This window comes from Streptococcus sp. AS20 (genome assembly GCF_000524255.1).
Lineage (GTDB): Bacteria > Bacillota > Bacilli > Lactobacillales > Streptococcaceae > Streptococcus > Streptococcus constellatus.
Window position 1 is genome coordinate 184,440 of record NZ_JANS01000009.1, and the last position, 26,773, is coordinate 211,212.

A 26,773-nucleotide genomic window follows, 5' to 3' on the forward strand; every position below is an offset into this window, starting at 1 on the left:
ATTTTACTTCCTTTAGTCAACCAAACTTTTTAATTTAACTGGTAAATAGAGAAAATAAAGCAATAGTGTAACTCCTGCCATGAAAAGCAATGCAACTCTATCTTGGAAAAATAGCAACGCCATAATTGTTTCAACTAACAGCACACTGTAACCAACAAGAACAATCACTTGTCTCACACCCTTTAACTTTAATCCGATTTCTAGAGGAAATAAGAATGTCAAATATTGATAATCAAAAGCATTGTACAAAGCAGTCAATTGAAATAGCAAAAGATAATTCAACAGTATCACAAAAACAGCCGCAATCCAAGATTGACCGAGCAAGCCAATTCCTAAAAGAGATAGAAATAGCAACCGCATGGTCAAAGCCAGAAAATCACCATTTCGCAAATAAGAGCGTAAAAACATATTCTGCCAGGTGGTTGATTGCCTTTTTGGCAAAATATTCGTCAAACTATCAAGATAGGCTCGGCGTTTCACGCTATTGGAGATTCCTTTTACATTGGTAAAGAGAGCAAAAAAACGCAAGATTGTCTGCTTTCGTCTCTCTTCGTAGTCAATGAGATAGCTCCAATTTATGCCTACACCTTGATAAAATCTTTGGCTCTTTTTCAAAAATAGAAACCATTTTGCTATTAACATAAAAAATACAAGAATAAACCATCCCCAAAATGGTAATCCTAGCGCCAAAAGGAGTGGCGCTGCTAGTAATAGAATAGCCGTTTGAAATACACTCCATAATAGATAAGATGAACACATTTGTTTTTGTAAATAACTTTTTAATTCTTCTTCTTTGACCAACAAAAATAGACTATCTGGCTTTTCCATATACGTTGCAATTCTTCCCAAAGGCAACAAGAACACCAAAAGAACTGCTAAAGCAAGAATAATTGGCAGGTGATTTTTAGGAAAATTTCGCAACAGTTGACTATATTGAACAGCTAAAAAGCCAATAAAAACTAATAAAAATAAAACAAAATGGTCGTTAAAAACATAGCGTAAATATTTCAAACATTGATTGCGAAATACTTGCTTGCGCTTTTGAAACACTTCTTTCATAGGCTTGCCTCTTCTGTCAATGCCAGATAGATCTCATTCAGGCTAGCTTCTGGCATAGAAAATTCTGATTGCAACTCTGATAAGTTACCTTTCGCTCGGATTTCCCCCTTGTGCAAAATCACGAATGAATCACACATTCTTTCTGCTGAGTCCAACACATGCGTACTCATCAGGATAGACTTGCCTTTCGTCTTTTCATCTTTCAAAAGCTCTATCAAATCAGCAATCGCTACTGGATCGAGTCCCAAAAATGGCTCATCCACGATAAAGAGACTCGGATCAACTACAAAGGCGCAAATAATCATGACTTTTTGCTTCATTCCCTTTGAAAAGTGAACGGGGAACCAATCCAATTTTTCTTTCAAGCGAAACTTGGTCAATAATTGCTCCACGCGCGCAAAAGCTACCTCTTGATCAACATCATAAGCCATAGCAACTGTTTCAATGTGCTCTCTTAAAGTCAATTCCTCATATAAACTAGGGGTCTCTGGAATAAATCCAATTTTCTTACGATAAGCCATGGGATTATCTTGCAGTTTAGCGCCGTCAATTAAAATTTCCCCTTTATAAGGAGTTAAAAGTCCAATAATTTCATTGATTGTTGTAGATTTACCCGCACCATTCAAGCCAATCAACCCTACTAGTTCGCTATTTCCTACTGTAAAACTAACATCTTTTAAAACAGGAATATTCACATAGCCTCCTGTAAGCCCTTTTATTTCTAACATATTTTCTCCAAATTCTGGTATAATGTTCTTATATTATAACAAAATCTAGCAAAGTGGAGGTAAATTTTGATGGAAGATTGCATTTTTTGTAAGATTATTGCAGGAGAAATTCCATCTTCTAAAGTTTACGAGGATGAGCAAGTCTTGGCATTTTTAGATATTTCACAAGTTACTCCTGGGCACACCTTAGTTGTACCAAAAGAACATTTTCGTAATATGCTTGAAATGGACGGGGAAGCAGCCGGCCAACTCTTTGCATGCATACCAACTATTGCTCGTAAAGTGATGAAGGCGACTGACGCAAAAGGAATGAATATCATCAATAATAACGAAGAAATCGCTGGTCAGACTGTCTTTCATACACATGTCCACTTAGCGCCACGTTATACTGAAGATGATGATTTGAACGTAACCTTTGTTGCTCACGAACCCGACTTCCCTGCATTGGCAGCTTTAGCCGAAAAAATTTCAAATGCCTAAGGAGAAACTATGAAATTTAGCAATTTATTGTTATTCACAGGTGCAGCTACTGCCAGTTTTTATCTTGTTAAAAATAGAAAAAAAATCATGGATGAAGCTGTTGAAACCTATGATTCTATAAATAGTATACAGCAGGACCTTCAAAACATTCAAAAAAATGTACAAATCATTCAAGCACAAAAAAGCCATTTAGAAGCTATTTCACAGGATTTGACTTACCAATTTAAACTCTTTGAACAAGAAGCTACTGCACGTCTTCAGCAAATACAAGATACCTGGAATGCTCACAAAAAATAGATATAAAAAGGAATTTAGCCAAATGCTAAATTCCTTTTTATTACTGCACATAATACTGTCCATTTGGATCTGCCCCATACGAACTGTTTGAGTAGGCTGATGAATCGGTCACACCATTTACTATACCACTCCCTGATTGACTAGAACTAGGAACAGTGTTGCCATACAGTTCTTCATATACAACAGCATTTGTTTCCAATTTAGTCACTTCTTCCAAACCTAATGATTTTCTCAAAATATTTTGCATTTCCAATAAATGCTCTGATGTGACGATTTGATAAGAACCACCATCTGCTAGAGTTGCTTCTTCGCCTTTTAACTGCTTACTTTTAATATTCTTGAAAGCATCTTGATAACCTAATAATTGAGGAATACTACCAGAAGACAACTCAACATTCGTCTGCATATTGTTGCTAACAGCCTTTAAAATAGCTTGATAGTGACTAACACTATTTAAACTCAATACTTTTTGGACTACTTTTTGAATCACTTCACGTTGGCGCTTTTGACGTCCATAATCCCCTTCCGGATCTTGATAACGCATCCGCGAATAGACCAGTGCTTGATCACCATTGATATGTTGTTTCCCTGGTTCAACAACTGCTTTGTATTCTGGCTCGTTTTCTTCAATCGAGATAGGAAAACCAAGGGTGTTATTGACCGTAATGCCTCCAACAGCATCAACTAATTGTACCAGACCTTTCATATTGATCAGAACATAACGATCAATGTGAATATTCATCATTTTTTGAATCGTTGAAATCGCTAGTTCGGCACCACCATTAGCATAAGCTGCATTAAGTTTTGCTTGCGTTGTCCCATCAGCGGTTTTAATTTTGGTAAGAATATCCCTTTCCAAACTCATCATTGTCGTTTTTTTTGTCTTAGGATTAACTGTTACGAGAATCATGGAATCACTATTTCCAGCCCACCGATCTGAGCGTGATCCACTACCTGTATCCACCCCCATCAAAAGCAAGGTCAAAGGTTTGGTAGCGGCAATCACATTTGTTTCTTTCCCAAAGCTTTTATAAGTCTTAGACAAAGCATCTGTTGATTGGTTATAAATAGTAAAACCATAAACGCCTAGCCCCGCGATAGTTACAAGGCATAAGCTCAAAAACATTAAGATAATTTTTTTAAACATATTTATTCTAGTCTATCAGTTTTCCCATTAGATAAACATCAAGAAATTCCCCTTCTGTAAGATAGGCCCCTCTTTTTTGAACGCCCTCAATCTCAAACCCAAATGCCTGATACAAATGAACAGCACGTTCATTTCTTGCTTGTACAGTCAATTCTAATCGCCGAATCACTCCAGAATTCTCTGCCCAATTTATCGCCTCTTCTAAAAGAAACTTTCCTAAGCCTTGATTCCAAAATGCTCTTTTAACCACGATAAAGATCTTCCCAATATGCCGAATCCGCTCATGAAAATCAGCTGTGATACTCACAAGACCAGTAATTTCATTATCTAATAGTGCAATTAGATAAATCTGATTATCTGACGCGGCCTGATGTTTAATGAAAGAGCTCATCTGCTCTTCTGTCATCAAAATCCCTGCGTCATCTAATGTCATGTAATCTGACTCTTGCCCAACCTGATTAAGAAAATCAATCAAATGTACAGCATCCTGAATCTCTGCTTCTCTTATCAGCAATTCTAACTCAGCCATTGAAAAGTTCCTCAAGTAAATTCTCAGCTCGATGACCTTTTGCGTCAAAGATCAATTCTCGACCATCATTTTTTCTTAGAATCTTCAATTTGAGATAATCGCTTGGTAAACTATCTTCCAATAATTCACCCCATTCAATGACTGTCACCCCTTCACCAAAGAGAAAGTCATCTAAATCAATCGAATCTGGATCTTCCCCAATGCGATACACATCCAAATGATAGAGTGGAAGGCGACCATCATATTCCCGAACAATCGTGTAGGTCGGACTTTTAATCATTTGTTTGATATCTAGCCCGCGTGCTAATCCTTTGGTAAAGGTTGTTTTTCCAGCTCCTAGATCACCTGTTAAAATCAAAACATCTTGTTTTTGGAGTAAAGCGCCTAATTTCTCACCCCACGCCATTAACTCATTTTCATTATGACTAAACATTTTACTATTATATCAAAATTTTTCGTTTTCTGCTAAAATTTGACAAAAGAAAAAGGAGTGGGACAGAACTCATTTTGAAAATTTTTAGTTCGTAGTCTCACTCCCACAAAGATGCTCAACAGTCTGAGAGACTATTGAGGTAATGCATAAAGAAAACAGAGTTTTTTTTAAAAGGACTCTTCTGAGTTTGAAAAGCAACTATTCTTGAGACTTGCTTCGCAATCTCTATTTACCTCCTCAAAGCTGTGCTTTGAGCAATCAACTGCTGTATTGGTGATTTATTCAACAGTGTGCTTGAAGCTAGGAACTTTCGTTCCAACCTCATTTTTTCAATCATTAAGCCAGAGCTAGACTGATAAAGTTTAGGATAAATAAGACATCCAATACCCAGATAATGGGATGAACTTCCTTAGCTTCACCCTTGATGATTTTCACAAAAGCATACATGATGAAACCTGCAGCAATACCATGAGTAATACTGTAAGTAAAGCCCATGAAAACGGATGTAAAGAATGCTGGTACTGCTTCTGATAAATCGTCCCATTCAATATCTTTCATGCTAGAGAGCATCATCATTCCCACAATGATAAGAATAGGTGCTACCGCTACTGTTGGTACAATAGCAAGAAGTGGACTAAAGAAACTTGACACAGCAAACAAAGCTGCAACGACAAGCGCTGTCAAGCCAGTACGACCGCCCGCTTCAATTCCAGCTGCACTTTCTACATAAGTCGTAACATTTGAAGTCCCTGCAATCGCACCAATAGTTGTCCCAACCATGTCTGAGAATAATGCCTTATCCATTTTAGTTTGAAGGCCAGACGAATCTTTAGCAGCTTCTTCATCTGCAATGTTAAAGATGCCCGCTTTGCGCCCTGTACTAATCAACGTTCCGATGTTATCAAAAATATCTGTTAATGAAAAGGCCAAAATAGCAAGAAGCACTTCTGGGATGCGAGAAGGTTTTGCAAATAAAGCTAATAAGCCGTTTTTGCCTAAAGCTGCACCAAAAATCTTTCCTAAATCCTGAACAGCAGCACCGATATTATTGGAAGCAAAATTGATTTTTGAAAGATCTACAACTCCCACCAAAATGGCTACGATTGTGGTTGCCGCAATAGATAACACAATACCTCCGCGCACACGTTTCAAAACAAAGAAAATGGTGATGAAAATTCCAAACAAAGCTACAAGAACAGCTGGGTTGTTAAAATCTACCAAGCCCGGTGTTGCCATTCCATTGGCTGTAATAGCTGCTTGTGCCTTATCAGCACCTTTTCCTGTAACGCTATAAGTTCCCGGATCAATTGAGAATTTTAAAAGTCCAGCTTTTTTAACTCCAATGTAAGCTAGAAAAATCCCAATCCCACCAGAAATAGCATATTTTAAACTTTCTGGAATTGCATGAATAATAATTGTACGAACTTTGGTTAGCGTAACAACAATGCTGATAATCCCGCAAAGAAAAACCATCGCCAACGCTTCTTGCCAAGTATAACCAAGCGCAAAAACAACGGTATAAGTAAAGAAAGCATTCAATCCCATACCAGGAGCCTGAGCATAAGGAATATTGGCATACAAAGCCATCATCAGCGTTCCAGCAACAGTCCCAATGATTGTCGCCAAAAAAACACCTTGAGCTGGCATCCCTGTTTGACTGAGCATCTCAGGATTGACAAAGAGAATGTAACTCATTGCAAAGAAAGTGGTTAAACCAGCAAGAACTTCTGTACGAACAGTTGTACCATTTTCTTTTAGTTTAAAAAACTTGTCCATTTTTAAATCTCCTTAAAATTTACGAACGATAGTAGATATAATAACACAAAACATTCACAATTTCAACGATTTTTCAAAAAATAAACAAATTATCACAGTAATTTTCATATAAAATCTTTATTTAGACTGATTTTTACTCAAAAAGACCAAGGACATGATTTGAATAAAGGTAAACCCTAAAATGAACAGCAGACTCTCCCGCTGCAAAGACGTTGCCAGACGCTCAAAAACTAGTGTAGGATGGCTAACTAAATCCCAAGAATTAAGTCGATCATAACGACCTATATAAATGGCTAAACTAGATAAAAACGACACCGCTCCAATAGCTAAATACTCTATCCACCAATTCAACTTTAAATAATGTACAATCATGTTCCAGCTCTCAATTCCACATAAAACTCCAAAGAAAATACTTGGAACAAATGCCATAAAAAGATGTAAGCTTTCTCGATTCCACAAGGTATCACTCACCCAGTGCATGTGTACCAGGTCCGTAATCATATAGAACGTATTGGGGTAAAGTGCTAGCCAAAGAAGAATGACAGGTAGGAAAAACCATTTCTTTTTAAACTGAATGGCTAGAAAAGCTGTATCATAGGCAATCAAAGCTAAAAACATATTCCAGATCAAATCCGGTCCCTTCGTTAAAATTCCTTCGACATAAACGATAGCAGAAATGATTGCAAAGAAAATATGAATGATAATTGTTTTACGCATACTCGATGTCCTCCTTCATTATATAAGAAAACATTATATCACAAATTATGCACTTTCATCTTAAAATCTGCTATAATAGAAAACAGCACAAATGAAAGAGTAAATTATGACAAAAAAAGTAATTGCAGTAGATTTAGACGGAACTTTGCTCAATTCTGACAGCAAACTGTCTGAATTTACAAAAGAAACCATTAAAAAAATTTCTAAAAAAGGCCACCATGTTGTTATCACAACAGGACGACCTTATCGAATGGCACGAGAATTTTACAAAGAGTTGGAGTTACATACGCCAATGATTAATTTCAATGGTTCTTTGACTCATATTCCTGAGAAAAAATGGCAACAAGAAAGATGCATCACCTTAGACAAAGAATATCTATTGGATATTGTCAAACGGAAACAAGAAATTAAAGCAGACTTCATCGCTGGTGAGTACCGAAAGAAATTTTATATTACAACACCAAATGAAGCAATTGCCGATCCAAAATTGTTCGGTGTGGAATCCTTTCGACCTGAAAATCAATTCATCCCTGACTTAGTGACTAAAAATCCCAATTGTATCCTCTTGCAAACACACGCTACTGATAAATATGCCTTAGCTGATGAATTAAATCAATTTTATCAACAGCAGCTCTCTATCAACACTTGGGGAGGACCGCTAAATATCCTTGAATGCACTCCAAAGGGCGTAAACAAAGCCTTTGCTTTAAAATATTTATTAGATATTCTGAACGTAGATCGAAAAGATTTAATTGCTTTCGGAGACGAGCACAATGATACAGAGATGTTAGCATTTGCTGGTACAGGCTATGCTATGAAAAATGCTAGTCAAACACTTCTTCCCTATGCAGATGAACAACTACCACTGACCAATGATCAAGATGGGGTGGCTCATCAATTATTGAAACTATTTTTATAACAATGCTTAGAGTTGGACAGGTCTTCTGCCCGATTCTTTTTAGTAGTTTGTTACAAAATCATGTAGTAAAGTGGATTCAGTTTTATGCTATAAATTTTATATGATGAATTTAGCTTTTTGGATTTAACATTTCTCTAAATTGTTTATTGAGTTTTCTTTTTCTGTTCGATGTTTTCCAAGAAAAGAAAGAATATTTTTCATACTTTCATAATTTTTTGTAAACGTTTTTCAAGGTTAATATATTGTTTAAATGACTAGCCTTATCTGTTTACAATCTGTCAAAAATATGAAAGAATTTGACTTTTTTTAGCTTAAACTATTGCATTTTTCATGAAAACGTTTTATACTTAAATAGTCTTAAATTTTTCTTAAACTTAAGTCAAACATTTTATAAGGAGGAAAGACAATAATGAGTATCGGAATCATTATTGCAAGCCATGGTGAATTTGCTGCTGGTATTCATCAATCAGGTTCTATGATTTTTGGTGAGCAAGAAAAAGTTCAAGTTGTAACTTTTATGCCAAACGAAGGTCCTGATGATTTGTATGCTAAGTTCAATGATGCTGTGGCTGCTTTTGACGCGAACGATGAAGTTCTAGTTTTGGCTGACCTTTGGAGTGGTTCTCCATTTAACCAAGCTAGCCGCGTAATGGGTGAAAATCCTGACCGTAAGTTCGCGATCATTACAGGTTTGAATCTGCCAATGTTGATTCAAGCTTATACAGAACGAATGATGGATGCCAATGCTGGCGTTGACACTGTTGTCGCAAACATCATCAAAGAAGCCAAGGAAGGAGTAAAAGCTCTTCCTGAAGAACTAAATCCTGTAGCTGAAGTAGCAAGTGCGCCGACTGCACCGACTGCTCAGGCTACTATTCCAGAAGGAACCGTTATTGGCGATGGCAAGTTAAAAATCAATCTTGCACGTATCGATACACGTCTTCTGCATGGTCAAGTTGCGACTGCTTGGACACCAGATTCTAAAGCAGATCGTATCATCGTTGCTTCTGACTCAGTAGCGCAAGATGAGCTTCGTAAGGAGCTGATCAAGCAAGCTGCACCTGGTAATGTCAAAGCAAATGTTGTCCCAATCGACAAATTGATTGCAGTAGCAAAAGACCCTCGTTTTGGTAACACACATGCATTGATTCTTTTTGAAACTCCTCAAGATGCACTCCGTGCGGTTGAAGGCGGTGTCGATATCAAAACACTTAATGTTGGCTCAATGGCTCACTCAACGGGTAAAACAATGGTCAATAACGTCTTGTCAATGGATAAAGATGACGTTGCAACCTTTGAAAAATTGCGTGACCTAGGAGTCGAATTTGACGTACGTAAAGTACCAAATGACTCTAAAAAAGATTTGTTTGACTTAATTAATAAAGCCAACGTTCAATAATAGAAAGGATTTAGAATATGTCAATTATTTCTATGATTTTAGTGGTCTTCGTTGCCTTTCTTGCTGGACTTGAAGGAATCTTAGACCAATTTCAATTCCACCAACCACTTGTTGCATGTACACTTATCGGTCTTGTAACAGGACACTTGGAAGCAGGTGTAATGCTTGGTGGTTCACTACAAATGATCGCTCTTGGTTGGGCAAATATTGGTGCTGCTGTTGCGCCTGATGCTGCTCTTGCATCTGTTGCTGCCGCTATTATTATGGTACAAGGTGGAGACTTTACAAACAAAGGTGTTGCTGTCGCAACTGCTGTTGCTATCCCACTTGCTGTTGCTGGTCTTTTCCTTACAATGATCGTTCGTACTATCTCAGTTGCCCTTGTTCATGGTGCTGATGCCGCTGCTAAAAAAGGTGATATCGCAAGCGTAGAACGTGCTCACTTGTTTGCTCTTGTCCTTCAAGGTTTGCGTATCGCTATTCCTGCTGCGCTTCTTCTTGCTATCCCAGCTGAATCAGTACAAAACTTACTTTCTGCAATGCCTGCATGGTTGTCAGATGGTATGGCTATCGGTGGTGGTATGGTCGTTGCCGTTGGTTATGCTATGGTTATCAATATGATGGCAACTCGCGAAGTATGGCCATTCTTTGCTATCGGTTTTGCACTTGCAGCTGTTAGCCAATTAACTCTTATCGCTCTTGGTACAATCGGTGTTGCAATCGCTCTTATCTACCTTAACCTTTCTAAAAAAGGTGGCAATGGTGGCGGCGGAGGTTCTGCTACATCAAATGACCCAATTGGTGATATTTTAGAAGACTACTAAGAAAGGAGCTACTAATATCATGACAGAAAAAATTCAATTATCAAAATCAGATCGTCAAAAAATTTGGTGGCGTTCAACTTTCTTGCAAGGTTCTTGGAACTATGAACGGATGCAAAACTTAGGTTGGGCTTATGCGTTAATTCCGGCTATCAAAAAACTCTACACTAACAAAGAAGACCAAGCTGCTGCTCTTGAACGTCACTTGGAATTCTTTAACACTCACCCATACGTAGCTGCACCTATCATCGGGGTTACACTTGCTTTGGAAGAAGAAAAAGCAAATGGTGTTGAAATTGATGATGCTGCCATTCAAGGGGTTAAAATCGGTATGATGGGGCCTCTTGCTGGTATCGGTGACCCTGTATTCTGGTTCACAGTTCGTCCTATCCTTGGAGCTCTTGGTGCCTCTCTTGCTTCAACAGGGAACATCATAGGCCCAATCCTCTTCTTCGTTCTTTGGAATCTTATCCGTATGGCCTTCTTGTGGTACACTCAAGAACTCGGTTATAAAGCTGGTTCTGAAATTACTAAAGATATGTCAGGCGGTATCCTTCAAGATATCACTAAAGGAGCTTCTATTCTCGGTATGTTCATCCTTGCTGTGCTTGTTGAACGCTGGGTAAATGTTAGCTTTGCACTTCAACTTCCTTCAACAAAACTCTCAGAAGGAGCTTATATCAATTTCCCTAAAGGTGCTGTAAGTGGTGAACAGCTTCAAAAAATCTTAGGCGATGTCGCAAATGGACTTAGCTTAACTCCTGAAAGAGCAAACACGCTACAAGGTCAATTGAATTCATTGATTCCTGGTTTGATGGGACTTCTCCTTACTTTCCTTTGCATGTGGTTGCTTAAGAAGAAAGTTTCACCAATCACTATCATCATCGGATTATTCATCGTTGGTATTATCGCCAAGGTTATTGGTTTGATGTAAAATGAAAAGAAGGCAGAAGCCTTCTTTTTTTACTGTTAAATTTTTAAAATTTGGCAATCAAAGACACCTTTCAAAGAAGAAAATAAAAATTTTTCAATGCAAATATGGTATAATGAAAAGGAAAGATTTAAGAAAAAGAGGGAAAGATGGCACAATCACAAAATACAAAAATTGATTTTCAAACAACAGGAACTTCTTATCTGGGAATTGGAGGAAAAGTTGGTAAATTTTTAATTGGAGATAAAGCACTTGAATTTTATGCGGATGCCAATGTTGAAGATTACATCCAAATCCCTTGGGATACTATCAATCAAATTGGCGCTAATGTTTCGGGCAAACGAATTAGTCGTCATTTTGAAGTTTTTACCGACAAAGGTAAATTCCTCTTTGCCTCAAAAGATGCTGGGACTATTTTGAAACATGCCCGAAATCATATCGGTAATGACAAAGTCGTTAAACTACCAACACTGATTCAAACAATTGGTCAATTTTTTAAAAATCTATTTGCAAAAAAATAAGAATTTTTGTATAATCGTAAGAAACGGATAAGTAAATCTAGTATCTCTTTCAGAAAGTCTGCGGCAGCTGTGAGCAGATAGAGAGCTAGCTTGAAATTCTACCGTAATACTAATTTCATAAATAATCAAGTGCACTTATGTGAAGTTGGATGGAACCGTGGCCCTGCCACTCCAACAGTTTCACAGGTGCACTTTTATTATAGGAGGTCTTATGTTAGATATTAAACGCATTCGCACAGATTTTGATACTATTGCACAAAAACTAGCAACTCGCGGCGTTGATGCTGTAACACTTGATAAAATGAAAGAGTTTGATAGCAAACGCCGTGAACTCTTGGTTAAAGTCGAAAATTTAAAAGCAGAACGAAATACGGTGTCAGCAGAAATTGCCCAAGCAAAACGTAATAAAGAAAATGCTGATGATAAAATTGCTGCCATGCAAAAATTATCTGCCGAAGTGAAAGCATTAGACGCAAAATTAGCAGAAATTGACGCTACACTAACTGAATTTACAACCACATTACCAAATATTCCTCACGATAGTGTACCAGTAGGCGCTGATGAAGATGATAATGTAGAAGTCCGCCGTTGGGGAACACCACGTGTATTTGATTTTGAAGTAAAAGCTCACTGGGATCTTGGAGAAAATCTTGATATTCTAGACTGGGAACGCGGAGCAAAAGTCACTGGCGCTCGCTTCCTCTTCTACAAGGGACTTGGCGCTCGTTTAGAACGTGCTATCTACAATTTCATGTTAGACGAGCATCAAAAAGAGGGCTACACAGAGGTCATCCCCCCTTACATGGTTAATCATGATTCAATGTTTGGAACAGGTCAATATCCAAAATTCAAAGAAGATACTTTTGAATTGTGCGACACTAATTATGTTCTCATTCCAACTGCTGAAGTTCCTTTGACAAATTACTACCGAGACGAAATTCTAGACGGGAAAGACTTGCCAATCTACTTCACAGCTATGAGTCCGTCTTTCCGTTCCGAAGCTGGTTCTGCCGGTCGTGACACGCGAGGTCTGATTCGTCTGCACCAATTCCACAAAGTGGAAATGGTTAAATTTGCCAAGCCAGAAGAATCTTATGAAGAGTTGGAAAAGATGACTGCAAACGCTGAAAACATCCTGCAAAAGCTAAATCTGCCTTACCGTGTTGTAGCTCTTTCTACGGGAGATATGGGGTTCTCTGCTGCTAAGACCTACGACTTGGAAGTCTGGATTCCAGCACAGAATACCTACCGTGAAATTTCTAGTTGCTCTAACACAGAAGATTTCCAAGCTCGTCGAGCTCAAATCCGCTACCGTGACGAAGCAGACGGCAAAGTTAAACTTCTACATACTTTGAATGGTTCTGGTCTTGCAGTTGGTCGTACCGTTGCAGCTATTCTTGAAAATTATCAAAATGAAGATGGTTCTGTTACGATTCCAGAAGTGCTACGGTCATACATGGGTGGTGTAGATGTCATCGCACCGAAGTAACATAAAAACTCTGAGATTTTCAAATTATCTCAGAGTTTTCTTATCTCTTCATTTGATTGTTTCGCTTTTTAATCATTGCACTGCGAATAACACTTATCACAGTTGGAAGTAAGGTAACAATGACAATTCCAAAAATAATAGCTGAAAAATGAGTTTTCACAAAGGGAATATTCCCAAAAAGATAACCCGCCCCTGTCGCAATCAAAGACCAAGATAAGGCAGCAAGGAAAGTTCGTTTCAGAAAAGAATGAATAGGGAATTGACTAATGCCTGCTACAAAAGGCACAAAGGTACGAATAATGGGAATATAACGTCCTAAAATAATGGAAGAGGAACCATGTTTTTCAAAATATACCTCTGCTTCTTTGATATTCTCTTCTTTTATCAACTTGCTGAAAAATTTATAATGTACAAAACGATAGCCCAAGGTTCTGCCAATAAAAAAATTACAGGTATCACCAACAAAAGCCCCAACGAAAAATAGGAGCATAAAAAGCAGAACATTAAAATGCATTTCTGGATTGGCTGATAAGGCACCGGCGGCAAAAAGTAAGCTGTCTCCCGGCAAAAACGGAAATACAACAGCAGCTGTTTCAATAAAAATCACCAAAAATAAAATCAGATAAGTCCAGCCACCTACTGCATTGGCAATATTGTAAATATGCTCGTCAATATGCAAGATAAAATCAATAATAAACATCTCTTCTCCTTTTGTCTATTACCTATTATATCAAAAAATAAAGCGAAAAAACTGATTTGCAAAAATAAAAAGAGCAGTGTAGAAAACTATCTTCTGCTCTATTTTATTAGTATTTTCTAAATCGTTGATAGCGATTTTCTAACAATTCTTCAACCGGTTGCTTAGATAAATAAGTAAGCTCTTCTACAATTTCCTGCTTCACAGCATTCAGTAAATCTTGATTTCTAAGCCCTGTCTCAGCAATGACTTTATCTACTACTTTCATCTCAAGAAGTTCATGAGAGGTGATTTTCATGAGTTCCGCTGCTTCCATAGCACGACTGCCGTCTTTCCATAAAATGGAAGCAAAACCTTCTGGGCTGAGAACGGCATAAATCGAATTTTCGAGCATCCACACTCTATCTGCGACCGCTAAAGCGAGCGCACCACCAGATCCGCCCTCACCGATAATAATAGCGATAATTGGCACCTTTAAATCACTCATTTCGAGCAAATTACGCGCAATCGCTTCTCCTTGGCCGCGCTCTTCAGCCCCAACCCCTGGATAAGCACCAGCTGTATTAATAAAGGTCACAATAGGACGAGCAAATTTCTCTGCCTGCTTCATCAAACGAAGTGCCTTCCGATACCCTTCTGGATGAGGCTGACCAAAATTACGGCGCAAATTATCCTGAAGGTTCCGTCCCTTTTGAATCCCTACAATAGTGATTGGCTGGCTATTCAGAGTTCCAATACCACCAATTACCGCTCCGTCATCTCGGAAAGAGCGATCTCCATGCAATTCAATAAAATCTTCACAAATTCCTTGTGCAAAATCCAAAGCTGTCAACCGCGCCTGATCTCGTGCTTCTTTAATAATTCGAGTAATCTTCGTCATTGTTTACCTCCATGGAAAGCAAGCAGTCTAGCAATGGTGGAACGCAATTCCAAGCGCTTGACAATGGCATCAACAAAACCATGCTCAAGCAGAAATTCTGCTTTTTGAAAATCGTCTGGCAATTTTTCGCGGACAGTGGTTTCAATCACTCGGCGACCTGCAAAGCCAACTAACGCTTGCGTTTCAGCCAAGATGATGTCTCCCTCCATGGCAAATGAAGCCGTCACTCCACCTGTTGTTGGATCAGTTAAAACTGTCAAATAAAATAAACCAGCATTAGAATGACGCCTCACAGCTGCAGACACCTTAGCCATTTGCATCAAACTCATAATTCCTTCTTGCATACGAGCACCACCAGAAGCTGTGAACAGCGTAACTGGCAACTGGTGTTCTGTTGCATATTCAAAAAGGCGGGTAATTTTCTCTCCAACAACTGTTCCCATAGAAGCCATGATAAAGTTTGAATCCATAATTCCCAAAGCCGTCTTTTGTCCATCAATTGTAGCAATTCCTGTGAGCACTGCTTCATCCAAACCTGTTTTTGCGCGAATTTTTTTCAATTTTTCATGATAATTCGGAAAATTCAGAGGATCCTTCGTTTCAATCCCTGTAAACAATTCCTCGAAGCTATTGGCATCTACGGTCAGATTGAGACGTTCAAAAGCTGAAATACGAAACGTATAACCACACTGTGGACAAATACGTTCACTTCCTAAATCTTTTTGGTAAATGATATGTTTACAACCTGGGCACTTTGAAAATAATTCATCGGGAAACTCAGGCTTTGATTGAGGCGTTTCGCGATTAGAACGATTTGGATTGATGCGAATATATTTATCCTTTTTTGAAAACAAAGCCATGAATTCTACTTACTCCTTTATTTTTTATCTTGATAAGCTGGTAAAAATTTCTCCATAAGAAAAGCTGTATCATAATCTCCAGCAATAACATTTGGATTAGCAATCAAATCCATTTGAAAGCGAGTATTTGTCACCACACCATCAATTTCTAATTCATAGAGTGCGCGTTGCATCTTCATTAGTGCATCAAAACGATTTTCACCATGCACAATAATTTTGGCAATCATACTATCATAATAAGGTGGAATCGTATAACCTGGATAAACTGCTGAATCTACACGCAGCCCCACACCACCACTTGGCAAATAAAGATTGGAAATCTTTCCTGGACTTGGTGCAAAGTTGAAGGCAGGGTTTTCAGCATTGATTCGACATTCAATAGCGTGTCCCGTTATATGTATATCTTCTTGACCAAAAGCTAGCTCTTGCCCCGCAGCGATTTTTATCTGTTCCTTAACAATATCGATCCCTGTTACAAATTCTGTTATCGGATGTTCAACTTGAACCCGAGTGTTCATTTCCATGAAATAAAATTCTCTTTTTCCTTCGTCAAACAAAAATTCAATCGTCCCTGCATTTTCATAGCCAACAGATTGAGCAGCTCGTACAGCAGCTTCACCAATTTGACAACGAAGGGTCTTACCAATTGCAACCGACGGGCTTTCTTCCAACACTTTTTGATTATTTCTTTGAAGCGAACAGTCGCGTTCACCTAAGTGAACGACATGACCATGTTGGTCAGCCAAAATTTGAACTTCAATATGCCGAGCCGGATAAATGACCCGTTCCATGTACATAGCACCATTTCCGAAAGCTGCTTTGGCTTCACTAGAAGCCGATTCAAAGGCAGCTGCTAAATCTTCTGCCTTTTCAACTTTCCGAATACCTTTGCCACCACCGCCAGCAGAAGCTTTGAGCATGACTGGATAGCCAATTTTTTCTGCAATCGCAAGTGCTTCGTCTGACGTATGAACTTCACCATCAGAACCTGGGATTACAGGCACATTCGCCTTAATCATCTGAGCACGCGCATTGATTTTATCACCCATTAAATCCATTACCGCTCCCGACGGACCAATAAATTTAATGCCAACTTCCTCGCACATGGTCGCAAACTTAGAATTTTCACTCAAAAAGCCAAAACCCGGATGAATTGCTTCAGAGCCTGTTAAAACAGCTGCTGACAATACTGCATTCATATTGAGGTAAGATTCTGTAGACTTTGCTGGACCAATACAAACTGCTTCATCTGCCAGTAAGGTATGGAGAGCTTCTTTATCAGCTTTTGAATAAACTGCTACTGTCGTAATTCCTAATTCTCTGGCCGCTCGAATAATTCGTACCGCAATTTCCCCACGGTTGGCAATTAAAATCTTACGAAACATGGTGAAATCTCCTTTTATTGTCCGAGTGCAAAAGTTAAAGTACCACTTGCTGCTAACTTCCCGTCAACTTCTGCTTTAGCTTCCACAACAGCAATTGTTCCACGACGTTTGACAAATTTAGCAGTCATGATAAGCTGGTCACCTGGAACAACTTGTCTCTTGAACTTGACCTTATCCATACCAGCATAAAAGACTAGCTTACCTTTGTTTTCTTCTTTAGACAATTCCAGCACACCAGCAGTCTGAGCCAAAGCTTCCATAATGAGAACGCCAGGCATAACAGGATACTGAGGAAAATGTCCGTTAAAGAAAGGCTCATTAATTGTCACATTTTTAAGAGCGACAATTTCATCTTCACTGACTTCCAAAACGCGATCCACCAACAGCATCGGGTAGCGGTGAGGAAGCGCTTCTTTTATTGCATTGATATCAATCATTTAATGCGTACCAGCCCTTTCCCAAATTCAACCATTTCTTCATTTTGAACCAGAATTTCTGTAACTAGACCGTCTTTAGGTGACGGAACTTCGTTCATGACTTTCATGGCCTCAATAATCATCAAGGTCTGACCTTTTTTCACTTGATCACCAACTGATACAAACGGTGGCTTATCCGGACCAGCGGCTAAATAAGCCACCCCAACCAAAGGACTTTCAACCACATCGCCCTCAGCTGCCTCTGGCTTTGCTACAGATACTGTTTCTTCAGTTGTTTCTGGAGCCAGCATTTCTGTTTGTGAAAGAGTATTTGCTATACCTACCGAAGGCTGGATTGGCGCTGCTTGCGGAACTACTCTGGCAGATGGTGTCACAGCTTGTCCTTCATTTTTACTGAAAGTTAATTCATCGCTTTGATTTTTATAAGAAAATTCGCGTAAACTTGATTGGTCAAATTGAGCCATCAAATCTTTGATTTCATTAATATTCATTTAAGCCTCCCAGCGCTTGAATGCAAGAACCGCATTATGCCCACCAAAACCAAAAGTGTTTGAGATAGCATAAGGAATATCATACTCTTTCCCTTGACCATAGATAACATTTGCCTCCATGTAGTCTGAGAGTTCTTGTGTTCCCGCAGTCATTGGTACAAAGCTATGACGCATCGCTTCAATAGTTGCAATAGCTTCAACAGCTCCAGCTGCTCCAAGTAAATGACCTGTAAAAGACTTTGTGGAAGAAACTGGTACTTCTTTTCCTAAAGCAGCGACAATTGCCTGGCTTTCACCTTTTTCATTAGCTTGTGTAGAAGTTCCATGAGCATTCACATAAGCAATGTCTGAAGGGTAAATTTCAGCTTCCTCAAGTGCCATTTTCATCGCCTTAATCGCACCAGCTCCTTCTGGATGTGGGGAGGTCATATGATAAGCATCACAAGTATTACCATAACCAACAATTTCTGCTAAAATCGTTGCTCCACGTTTTTCAGCGTGTTCCAAATTTTCTAGAACCAGCATCCCAGAACCTTCACCCATAACAAATCCATTCCGATCTTTGTCGAATGGAATAGAAGCACGAACTGGATCTTCAGTTGTAGATAAAGCCGTCAAAGCTTGGAAACCAGCGATAGCAAATGGTGTAATAGATGCTTCAGCCCCACCAACGAGCATAACATCTTGAAAACCAAATTTTATAGAGCGAAAAGCATCTCCGATAGCGTCATTTGATGAAGCACATGCTGTATTAATGGATTTACAAACTCCATTTGCGCCAAAGCGCATAGCGACATTCCCAGCTGCCATATTTGGCAAAGCTTTTGGTAGCGTCATTGGTTTGACACGTCTTGGACCTTTTTCGTGCAAGCGAAGAACCTGATCCTCAATTTCTTTAATGCCACCAATACCTGATGCGACAATAACACCAAAACGGTCATGATTGATGCTTTCAACATCTAACTTTGCGTTATTTACAGCTTCCTGTGCGGCATAAAGTGCATAAAGAGAATAGTTATCAAAACGATTGGTATCTTTTTTGATAAAATATTTATCAAAAGGAAAGTCTTGAACTTCTGCTGCATTGTGAACAGCAAAATCACTATTGTCAAACTTCGTGATTGGACCAATTCCAATCTTGCCGTTTACAAGACTATTCCAAAACTCCTCAGGTGTATTCCCGATCGGTGAAGTCAGTCCGTATCCTGTTACAACAACTCGATTTAGTTTCATATCGAACTCCTTTATTCTGATTTATAGCTAAGAAAAATATCTCTTCAAAACCTTCTATTTTTGTCCAACTTAATTTATCGTTACATGGCTAAGCCACCATCAATAGCAATAACTTGTCCTGTTAAATACTCTTGACGAGCTAGAAAGGTCGCTACTTCTGCCACTTCACTGGTATTACCAAAGCGCTTCATTGGAATCTGAGCCAGTGTAGCTTCTTTTACTTTATCAGACAAAACATCGGTCATATCTGACTCAATCATGCCTGGTGCAATAGCATTTACTCGTACATTACGAGCTGCTACCTCACGCGCTACAGATTTAGTGAAACCAATAAGCCCAGCTTTAGAAGCTGCATAATTTGCTTGACCGACATTCCCAATCAAGCCGACAACACTAGATACATTGATAATAGCACCCTGACGAGCTTTTGTCATTGGCTTCAAAACCGCTTGTGTCATATTAAAAGCACCAACAAGATTCACTTTCAAAACCTGCTCAAAATCTTCCTCAGTTAATTTCAACATAAGTTTATCTTTTGTGATACCAGCATTATTGACCAGAATATCCACGCTTCCAAGTTTTTCAATAGCTTCCTCTACCATTCGCTTAGCATCTGTACTATTTGATACATCACCAGATATCGGAATCACCTGACCTCCATAATCTGAAAATTCAGAAATGAGCTCCTCACCAATCTCACGGCGACCATTTAAAACAATGTTGGCACCTAAGCTTGCAAACTTATGAGCCATTGCAAGTCCAATGCCACGTGTTGAACCAGTTATAAAAACACTTTTTCCTTTAAGTTCCATACCTATTCCTTTTTTTCTAGAAGAACAGACAAGCTAGTTATATCTTCTACTTGAGCTATCTTCATTGATTTATCGATTTTTTTAATAAAACCAGACAGAACCTTACCTGGACCAATTTCAATAAAATCCGTTACACCTGATTTTTTCATTGTTGCGATACTATCATAAAAACGAACCGGTTCCATAACTTGACGAGTTAACAGTTCCTTAATCCGCCCTTGTTCCATGATAGTTGCTTCTGTATTTCCTACCAAAGGGAGTTTAAAATCAGTAAATTCGACTGTTGCTAAAACTTTTGACAATTTATCACTAGCTGGCTTTAACAAAGCTGTATGAAATGGGCCAGAAACTTTGAGTGGAATCAAACGTTTCACGCCAACTTCTTTTAACAATTCAACAGCTTTGTCAACCGCTTTAACTTCACCGCCAATAACAATCTGGCTAGGTGTATTGTAGTTTGCTGGTGATACAATTCCCAGCCGACTAGCCTCTTGACAGGCCGTTTCAATCGTAGCCAAATCAGCATTTAAAACCGCAACCATTTTACCAGAGCCAGCAGGAGCTGCCTCCTCCATAAAAACACCACGCTTTGCCACCAAATCAACCGCCGTTGTAAACTCCAAAGCACCAGCGGCTACCATAGCAGAGTATTCTCCAAGAGAAAGACCTGCCACTATGGCAGCTTGTATGCCTTCCTCCTGCAATAACCGATAGATAGCCACCGAAGTCGTCAAAATCGCTGGCTGAGTATACCGTGTCTGATTGAGTTTTTCTTCCTCACGATCAATTAAATTTCTTATATCATAACCTAATACTTGACTTGCTTCATCATAAGTTGCTCGCACTACATTGTACTGATCATAAAGGTCACGAGCCATTCCCAAATACTGAGCTCCCTGACCTGCAAATAGAAAGGCTGTTTTAGTCATTTCTAGTTACTCCTGCCCAACGGCTAGCCTCTTTTTGGATTACCTCTGCTGCGCCGTAGTATATATCTTTCAAAATTTCTTCAACTGTCTCTTCTTTGCTAACAAGCCCCGCAATTTGTCCTGACATGACAGAACCATGTTCAACATCACCCCGAACAACTGCATTTGCCAAAGCTCCTGCACCCAAGTTTTCAAAAACAGTTAAATCTGGATTTTCTTGCTTAAACGCATCCTTTTCTGCTTGATCAAATTCTCTAGTCAGTTTATTTTTCAAAGCTCGTACTGCATGACCAAAATGTTGAGCAGAAATAGTCGTATCAATATCACGAGCTTTTAAAATCATATTTTTATAATTTTGATGTGCATTTGACTCTTTTGCGACAACAAAACGTGTACCCACTTGCACAGCTTCTGCACCAAGCATAAAGCCTGCAGCTGCACCACGACCATCTGCAATCCCTCCTGCTGCAATCACAGGGATATCAATCGCTTCAACAACCTGACGAACCAGTGTCATAGTCGTTAATTTTCCGATATGACCTCCTGCTTCCATCCCTTCAGCAATAACTGCATCTGCGCCAATTTTTTTCATGCGCTTAGCCAATGCTACACTTGGTACCACTGGAATGACTGTAATCCCAGCGTCATGAAATCGTTGCATATATTTACTTGAATTTCCTGCGCCAGTTGTCACAACCTTGACACCTTCTTCAATGACCAAATCAACAATATCTTCCACAAAAGGAGACAACAGCATAATATTCACGCCAAAAGGCTTGTCTGTTAATGATTTAATCTTATCAATATTAGCTTTAACAACTTCTTTTGGCGCATTACCACCACCAATAATTCCAAGACCTCCAGCTTTAGATACAGCCCCAGCTAAATCACCATCAGCAACCCAGGCCATCCCACCCTGAAAAATAGGATATTTAATATTTAACAATTCTGTGACACGTGTTTGCATAATACCTCCTTACATGTTGCTTAAGTAATGGCTCAATTCTTTCAATTCAAGCACTTGTATACTTTGAAAATCAAACTATTACCTAAACAAGAGGGAGCGGAACATATCATCCAACTATAGACTTCATTATCCCACTCCGACAAAATTAACTCTTTACTGTTCTTTTTTCTTAAGCAAATCGGTTATACAGTTAACTTCACTGCCTACCTCAATACTTTTTTTAAAAGAGGGCGAGAATCTTATCTCAGCCCCGTTTCAACTTTTTATTTTGTTTTTTCTTCAACATAGGCAACTAAGTCACCAACTGTGTTCAATCCTTCTTCGGTTTCAATTTGAATATCGAATGCATCCTCAATTTCTGAGATAACTTGGAACAAATCCAATGAATCTGCGTCAAGGTCATCAAAAGTTGACTCAAGAGTAACTTCTGAAGGTTCTTTGCCAAGTTCTTCCACAATAATTTCTTGTACTTTTTCAAATACTGCCATGATAGACTCCTTTAAAAATAAATATTTATATTCATGTGATTACCACATAATAACTAAATTGTAACAATAAGTGTGCCCCATGTCAAACCTCCACCAAATCCTGATAGCAAAACTGTTTGGCTGCCATCAAGATGAATGACCCCCTTTTCAACACACTCAGATAAAAGAATTGGAATACTTGCCGCACTCGTATTCCCATATTCCATCATATTCGCAGGAAGTTTTTCCCTAGCTACACCAATTTTTTTCGCCATTTTATCTAAAATACGAATATTGGCCTGATGTAATAGTAAATAGTCAATATCCTCTACTTGAACATTACTGGATTCAATCGTGTCTTTAATAGAAGTTGCCACATCTCGAATAGCAAAATCAAAAATTTTACGACCATCCATCGTTAAATATAGTGCCGCTTCTTTCTTTTCGGAATAAGGGGAGGACAAACCATATTTACCACAAGTCAAGCTTTCCCCACGCGAACCATCCGTAAATTGACTTTCAGCGAGAAAATGCTGTTTCGAGGAACTTTCAAGAAGCACTCCTCCAGCACCATCACCGAAAAGAACCGCAGTTGATCGATCAGACCAGTCAAGGACTTTTGATAAAGTTTCACTTCCTATAACAAGACCTTTCTGATAACGACCTGAGGAAATTAACTTCTCAGCCATCGACAGGGCAAAAATAAAGCCGCTACAAGCTGCTGTCAAATCAAACGCAAAGGCATGATGGGCGCCAATATTTGCTTGAACTCGTGCAGCCGTTGAAGGCATCATAGAGTCTGGGGTAATAGTTGCCACAATGATAAAGTCAAGCTCATTTGCATTGATGTTCGCCTTTTTCAACAATTGATTTGCCACTTTAGTAGCCAGATCACTCGTTGACTCCGTTCGTGACAGATGTCGACGCTTTATTCCTGTTCGACTGGATATCCATTCATCGCTCGTATCCATGATTTTTGCCAAATCATCATTTGTAACCACCTGACTCGGAGCATAATGAGCAACTTGACTAATTTTAGCATAATTCATTATTTCAAATCCTCTAGAAAATGATACAGATTAGTTAGCCCTTTCCCCATCACTTCCATCTCATTGCTGTCCATTCCGTCTATGATTCTCTCAACCATTCTCTTGTGGAATCGTCTATGCAAACGATAAATCAGTCGGCCATTTTTTGTCAAATTTAGATGAACCACACGGCGATCAACTTCCGAACGTGTTCGTTCAATATAACCTTTTCTTTCAAGGTTGTTTAAACTAGTTGTTACGGTTCCTAATGTCACCATCAATTCCTTCGCAACACTGCTAGGGGTTGCATTGGGATTCTTTCCAACCACATCAATCGTATGCATTTCTTTGATAGAGATATCCTTGAAGCGACTGCCTCTCAAACTAGATTCTTCAATAACCAATACATTATTGAAAATAGACGTTAAATAATCATTGACCAATTGGTAATCCAAAAATCTATCCTCCTCTAACAAAAAACTTTTATCATCAAAACATTTGACTAAAAAAGTATATCAGATATCAAAATAAATTGCAACTACTTTTTTACTTCCCAGAAAATTTAGGACGACGTTTTTCTGCATAGGCTCGAACTCCTTCTTTAAAATCCTCTGTAAAAGCGAGAGATTTCTGCAATTTTAATTCCAAATCAGCATATTTTTGCCAACCTGCAAACATACTCTCCCATATCAACTCCTTAATAGCTTGGTAGGAATTTATAGAATGTCGCTTTAATTTCTTAATCAACTGACTTGTCACGTTACCTAATTTTTCAACTTCACAAACCTTATACAACAGCCCATAATCCAAGGCCTTTTCAGCATTCAATGCCTCACCTGTCATCACTAATTGAGTTGCTCTCGTCACACCAATCGCTCTTGCAAGCAAATACAATCCTCCCGCATCCGGAGAGAGACCTACTCCCACAAAAGCTTGAATAAAACGAGAACGCTCCGTTGCAATACAGAAATCCGCAGCTACTACCATATTAGCTGCTGCACCAGCAACTGGTCCATCCACACTCATAATGATCGGTTTAGGTAATTGTTTCATTGAGTAAGAAATTTCATTTACTAATTCAGCGATTTTTACCAAAGACTGAATATCATCTGCCTCCACCGCACGCTGCATTTCTGCCAAATCCCCTCCAACAGAAAACACTTTTCCATTTGCATTAATTAGCAATATTTGAACTAATTCATCTCCAGAAGCCATTTTTATCGCTCTTAAAATTTCTTCACACATGGGAACATTAAACCCATTGGAAACCTCTGGGCGATTCAAAGTCAATGTTGCAACACCGTCATTAACGCTATATAAAATATTTTCAAATTGCATTTAATTGCCTCCGACAATTATTTTCTTTGTAAATTAAATTATTTGACTATCAAATAATGCGATTACATTCTAGCATAAAATAATTGCTTTTGCAAGGAGGGAAGGTAAATTTGAAAAAAGTTCAGAATTTTGCTATAATTTAAACAATTAGCCAATAGGAGAAGTTATGAAAGTTGTTAAATTTGGAGGAAGCTCACTTGCCTCTGCTACCCAATTAGCAAAAGTATTACAGATTATCAAAGAAGATTCTGAACGGCGTTTTGTGATTGTATCTGCTCCCGGAAAACGAAACGCACAAGATACAAAGGTAACAGATGCCCTCATTAAATATTATCGAGACCATGTTGCTGGTAATGACGTAACAAAACATCAACAATGGATTATTCAGCGCTATCAAGACATGGCGATAGAACTGGAGCTCAAGCCAAATATTCTAGAAAGAATTTCAAAAAGTATCCAAAAGCTCGCAAGCCTTCCTATCGAAAATAATAAATTCCTATATGATACTTTTCTTGCTGCAGGTGAAAATAATAATGCGAAACTTATTGCAGCCTATTTTTCCCAAAATGGGATAAATGCACGTTATGTTCATCCCAGAGAAGCAGGACTTATTGTGTCCAGTGAACCAGGAAATGCGCGACTTCTCCCCTCCAGTTATGATAAAATCGAAGAATTAAATGAAGCTGATGAAGTATTGATTATACCAGGATTCTTTGGAGTAACAAAAGACGACCAGATTTGCACCTTTTCACGTGGTGGGTCTGATATTACTGGCTCCATTATTGCTGCAGGTGTAAAAGCTGATCTTTATGAAAATTTTACAGATGTTGATGGTATTTTCGCAGCTCATCCTGGCATTATTCACATGCCACATTCCATTCCAGAATTAACCTATCGTGAAATGCGTGAATTAGCTTATGCAGGTTTTACTGTATTACATGACGAAGCACTCATTCCAGCTTACCGCGGAAAAATTCCACTCGTTATTAAAAATACAAATAACCCTACTCATCCTGGAACGAGAATTGTTTTAAAGCATAGCAACGGGGATATTCCTGTGGTAGGTATCGCTGCAGATGCCCATTTCACCAGCATCAACATGTCTAAATACCTCATGAACCGTGAAATAGGTTTTGGTAGAAAAGTTTTGCAAATATTGGAAGATCTAAATATCCGTTGGGAGCACATGCCTACTGGTATCGATGACCTATCTATTATTCTTCGGGATCGTGAGTTGACCCCCATTAAAGAAGAGGAGATTCTTCGCCAATTAAGACTAAAATTAGAGGTCGACCACGCAGAAATTGAGCATAATCTCTCAATCATTATGATTGTCGGTGAAAAAATGAAAAGTCACATTGGTTTGACTGCTACCGCAACAAAAGCATTATCAGATAATCACATTAATATCCAAATGATTTCACAAGGATCTAGTGAAGTTTCAATCATGATTGTTATCAATTCCGAACAAGAAAAAGCAGCTATTAAAGCACTATACAAAGCATTTTTTGCATAAAATTGACTCTATCATGACAGTCATGATAGAGTCAATTTTTATTACCATTGAAATATCTTAGCTACATTATACAAGAACCATAAAAAATAAAGAAGACAAAGTAACAAGCTTTACAATTCCACTTTGTGTGATAAACTATGTGCCTTTTTGTATCATATTTTTCTCCCTTTACTTTACGGTAGGCTTGAGCACTGTTATTGTAGGGTGTTTGGAGTTCTTTAGGTATAACCTTTGATACGCACCCGCATAGCGGAAGATATTTATCTTCCACCTCACAGACCCAGACAGACAAAGAACACATAATAAAAGAAATCTTGTTTAAACAAGATTTCTAAACATATACAACTCCGGCAGTAGGACTCGAACCTACGACATCATGATTAACAGTCATGCGCTACTACCAACTGAGCTATGCCGGATAAATGCTAAGCGACTACCTTATCTCACAGGGGGCAACCCCCAACTACTTCCGGCGTTCTAGGGCTTA

30 protein-coding genes and 1 tRNA gene are annotated in these 26,773 nt (G+C 38.7%); 9 read left to right on the top strand and 22 right to left on the bottom strand.

Features of this window, described 5'->3' with window-relative positions:
- Nucleotides 1-12 precede the first annotated feature (12 nt).
- Both HMPREF1514_RS05395 and HMPREF1514_RS05400 read right to left on the bottom strand, forming a co-directional pair.
- A complete protein-coding gene (locus tag HMPREF1514_RS05395) occupies nt 13-1,059 on the bottom strand; it encodes an ABC transporter permease (protein WP_037597819.1) in 1,047 nt (348 codons plus the stop codon).
- A complete protein-coding gene (locus HMPREF1514_RS05400) occupies nt 1,056-1,787 on the bottom strand; it encodes an ABC transporter ATP-binding protein (RefSeq protein ID WP_003070366.1) in 732 nt (243 codons plus the stop codon). Before HMPREF1514_RS05400 ends, HMPREF1514_RS05395 begins: the two co-directional genes overlap by 4 nt.
- A 69-nt stretch (nt 1,788-1,856) precedes the next feature.
- On the opposite strand from HMPREF1514_RS05400, the gene HMPREF1514_RS05405 reads away from it, so the two are divergent.
- The gene (locus HMPREF1514_RS05405) at nt 1,857-2,267 is read left to right on the top strand and encodes an HIT family protein (protein WP_003070368.1); all 411 of its coding nucleotides are present in this window, start codon (nt 1,857-1,859) and stop codon (nt 2,265-2,267) included.
- 9 nt (nt 2,268-2,276) lie between these two features.
- The gene (locus HMPREF1514_RS05410) at nt 2,277-2,564 is read left to right on the top strand and encodes a hypothetical protein (RefSeq protein WP_037597822.1); all 288 of its coding nucleotides are present in this window, start codon (nt 2,277-2,279) and stop codon (nt 2,562-2,564) included.
- A 40-nt stretch (nt 2,565-2,604) separates the two neighbouring features.
- Here the strand turns inward: HMPREF1514_RS05410 and lytR are convergent, their stop codons facing one another.
- The 5 genes from lytR to HMPREF1514_RS05435 all read right to left on the bottom strand — a co-directional run bounded on the left by lytR (nt 2,605) and on the right by HMPREF1514_RS05435 (nt 7,166).
- A complete protein-coding gene (gene lytR, locus HMPREF1514_RS05415) occupies nt 2,605-3,711 on the bottom strand; it encodes a glycopolymer--peptidoglycan transferase LytR (RefSeq protein ID WP_037597825.1) in 1,107 nt (368 codons plus the stop codon).
- 7 nt (nt 3,712-3,718) lie between these two features.
- The gene (locus tag HMPREF1514_RS05420) at nt 3,719-4,240 is read right to left on the bottom strand and encodes a GNAT family N-acetyltransferase (protein ID WP_037597828.1); all 522 of its coding nucleotides are present in this window, start codon (nt 4,238-4,240) and stop codon (nt 3,719-3,721) included.
- Complete coding sequence (tsaE, locus tag HMPREF1514_RS05425) at nt 4,233-4,673, bottom strand: tRNA (adenosine(37)-N6)-threonylcarbamoyltransferase complex ATPase subunit type 1 TsaE (protein WP_037597829.1); 441 nt, start codon at nt 4,671-4,673, stop codon at nt 4,233-4,235. The genes HMPREF1514_RS05420 and tsaE overlap by 8 nt, the downstream gene beginning before the upstream one ends.
- Nucleotides 4,674-5,009: 336 nt before the next feature.
- A complete protein-coding gene (locus HMPREF1514_RS05430; protein ID WP_003070376.1) occupies nt 5,010-6,449 on the bottom strand; it encodes an NCS2 family permease in 1,440 nt (479 codons plus the stop codon).
- Nucleotides 6,450-6,566: 117 nt separating this feature from the next.
- Nucleotides 6,567-7,166 carry a DUF1361 domain-containing protein gene (locus HMPREF1514_RS05435; RefSeq protein ID WP_037597831.1) on the bottom strand — a complete coding sequence of 200 codons (600 nt, stop codon included), beginning with the start codon at nt 7,164-7,166 and terminating at the stop codon, nt 6,567-6,569.
- A 106-nt stretch (nt 7,167-7,272) separates the two neighbouring features.
- On the opposite strand from HMPREF1514_RS05435, the gene HMPREF1514_RS05440 reads away from it, so the two are divergent.
- The 6 genes from HMPREF1514_RS05440 (at nt 7,273) to serS (ending at nt 13,246) form a co-directional block, all read left to right on the top strand.
- On the top strand, nt 7,273-8,085 hold the full coding sequence (locus HMPREF1514_RS05440) for a Cof-type HAD-IIB family hydrolase (protein WP_003070380.1): 813 nt from the start codon (nt 7,273-7,275) through the stop codon (nt 8,083-8,085).
- Between the two features lie 409 nt (nt 8,086-8,494).
- Nucleotides 8,495-9,484 carry a PTS sugar transporter subunit IIB gene (locus HMPREF1514_RS05445; protein ID WP_037597833.1) on the top strand — a complete coding sequence of 330 codons (990 nt, stop codon included), beginning with the start codon at nt 8,495-8,497 and terminating at the stop codon, nt 9,482-9,484.
- A gap of 17 nt (nt 9,485-9,501) precedes the next feature.
- Entirely contained in the window at nt 9,502-10,308 is an 807-nt protein-coding gene (locus HMPREF1514_RS05450; protein ID WP_003070383.1) for a PTS mannose/fructose/sorbose transporter subunit IIC, read from the top strand.
- 19 nt (nt 10,309-10,327) lie between these two features.
- Complete coding sequence (locus HMPREF1514_RS05455) at nt 10,328-11,239, top strand: PTS system mannose/fructose/sorbose family transporter subunit IID (protein ID WP_003070386.1); 912 nt, start codon at nt 10,328-10,330, stop codon at nt 11,237-11,239.
- A gap of 146 nt (nt 11,240-11,385) precedes the next feature.
- Nucleotides 11,386-11,757: a DUF956 family protein gene (locus HMPREF1514_RS05460; protein ID WP_003070388.1), complete on the top strand. Its 372-nt coding sequence runs from the start codon at nt 11,386-11,388 to the stop codon at nt 11,755-11,757.
- Between the two features lie 211 nt (nt 11,758-11,968).
- Entirely contained in the window at nt 11,969-13,246 is a 1,278-nt protein-coding gene (gene serS / locus HMPREF1514_RS05465) for a serine--tRNA ligase (protein ID WP_037597835.1), read from the top strand.
- 40 nt (nt 13,247-13,286) lie between these two features.
- Here the strand turns inward: serS and HMPREF1514_RS05470 are convergent, their stop codons facing one another.
- From HMPREF1514_RS05470 to HMPREF1514_RS05535, 14 genes are all read right to left on the bottom strand, one after another.
- A complete protein-coding gene (locus HMPREF1514_RS05470; RefSeq protein ID WP_006269362.1) occupies nt 13,287-13,946 on the bottom strand; it encodes a VTT domain-containing protein in 660 nt (219 codons plus the stop codon).
- 106 nt (nt 13,947-14,052) lie between these two features.
- Entirely contained in the window at nt 14,053-14,823 is a 771-nt protein-coding gene (locus HMPREF1514_RS05475; RefSeq protein WP_003070395.1) for an acetyl-CoA carboxylase carboxyl transferase subunit alpha, read from the bottom strand.
- Nucleotides 14,820-15,683: an acetyl-CoA carboxylase, carboxyltransferase subunit beta gene (gene accD / locus HMPREF1514_RS05480; RefSeq protein WP_037597838.1), complete on the bottom strand. Its 864-nt coding sequence runs from the start codon at nt 15,681-15,683 to the stop codon at nt 14,820-14,822. Before accD ends, HMPREF1514_RS05475 begins: the two co-directional genes overlap by 4 nt.
- A 17-nt stretch (nt 15,684-15,700) precedes the next feature.
- A complete protein-coding gene (accC, locus tag HMPREF1514_RS05485; RefSeq protein ID WP_006269349.1) occupies nt 15,701-17,068 on the bottom strand; it encodes an acetyl-CoA carboxylase biotin carboxylase subunit in 1,368 nt (455 codons plus the stop codon).
- A gap of 14 nt (nt 17,069-17,082) precedes the next feature.
- Complete coding sequence (fabZ, locus tag HMPREF1514_RS05490) at nt 17,083-17,505, bottom strand: 3-hydroxyacyl-ACP dehydratase FabZ (RefSeq protein WP_003070400.1); 423 nt, start codon at nt 17,503-17,505, stop codon at nt 17,083-17,085.
- Nucleotides 17,502-17,996: an acetyl-CoA carboxylase biotin carboxyl carrier protein gene (accB, locus tag HMPREF1514_RS05495; protein ID WP_037597841.1), complete on the bottom strand. Its 495-nt coding sequence runs from the start codon at nt 17,994-17,996 to the stop codon at nt 17,502-17,504. The genes fabZ and accB overlap by 4 nt, the downstream gene beginning before the upstream one ends.
- Nucleotides 17,997-19,229, bottom strand: coding sequence for a beta-ketoacyl-ACP synthase II (gene fabF / locus HMPREF1514_RS05500; RefSeq protein ID WP_037597844.1), 1,233 nt, complete (start codon nt 19,227-19,229; stop codon nt 17,997-17,999).
- Between the two features lie 80 nt (nt 19,230-19,309).
- Entirely contained in the window at nt 19,310-20,041 is a 732-nt protein-coding gene (gene fabG, locus HMPREF1514_RS05505; RefSeq protein ID WP_037597847.1) for a 3-oxoacyl-[acyl-carrier-protein] reductase, read from the bottom strand.
- Nucleotides 20,042-20,043: 2 nt separating this feature from the next.
- Nucleotides 20,044-20,970, bottom strand: a complete 927-nt coding sequence (gene fabD, locus HMPREF1514_RS05510; protein WP_037597850.1) for an ACP S-malonyltransferase — start codon at nt 20,968-20,970, stop codon at nt 20,044-20,046.
- Nucleotides 20,963-21,937 (bottom strand): enoyl-[acyl-carrier-protein] reductase FabK, encoded by a 975-nt coding sequence (gene fabK / locus HMPREF1514_RS05515; RefSeq protein WP_037597851.1) that lies wholly within the window; start codon nt 21,935-21,937, stop codon nt 20,963-20,965. Before fabK ends, fabD begins: the two co-directional genes overlap by 8 nt.
- 263 nt (nt 21,938-22,200) lie before the next feature.
- Complete coding sequence (locus tag HMPREF1514_RS05520; RefSeq protein ID WP_003026017.1) at nt 22,201-22,425, bottom strand: acyl carrier protein; 225 nt, start codon at nt 22,423-22,425, stop codon at nt 22,201-22,203.
- 53 nt (nt 22,426-22,478) lie between these two features.
- A complete protein-coding gene (locus tag HMPREF1514_RS05525) occupies nt 22,479-23,453 on the bottom strand; it encodes a beta-ketoacyl-ACP synthase III (protein WP_037597854.1) in 975 nt (324 codons plus the stop codon).
- Entirely contained in the window at nt 23,453-23,887 is a 435-nt protein-coding gene (fabT, locus tag HMPREF1514_RS05530; RefSeq protein ID WP_003070414.1) for a fatty acid biosynthesis transcriptional regulator FabT, read from the bottom strand. The genes HMPREF1514_RS05525 and fabT overlap by 1 nt, the downstream gene beginning before the upstream one ends.
- Nucleotides 23,888-23,978: 91 nt before the next feature.
- Nucleotides 23,979-24,770 carry an enoyl-CoA hydratase gene (locus tag HMPREF1514_RS05535; protein WP_003070416.1) on the bottom strand — a complete coding sequence of 264 codons (792 nt, stop codon included), beginning with the start codon at nt 24,768-24,770 and terminating at the stop codon, nt 23,979-23,981.
- 166 nt (nt 24,771-24,936) lie between these two features.
- Between HMPREF1514_RS05535 and HMPREF1514_RS05540 the strand changes: the two genes are divergently transcribed.
- Nucleotides 24,937-26,286: an aspartate kinase gene (locus tag HMPREF1514_RS05540; RefSeq protein WP_037597857.1), complete on the top strand. Its 1,350-nt coding sequence runs from the start codon at nt 24,937-24,939 to the stop codon at nt 26,284-26,286.
- A 345-nt stretch (nt 26,287-26,631) separates the two neighbouring features.
- Here the strand turns inward: HMPREF1514_RS05540 and HMPREF1514_RS05545 are convergent.
- A tRNA-Asn gene (locus tag HMPREF1514_RS05545) sits at nt 26,632-26,705 on the bottom strand.
- Nucleotides 26,706-26,773: the final 68 nt, after the last annotated feature.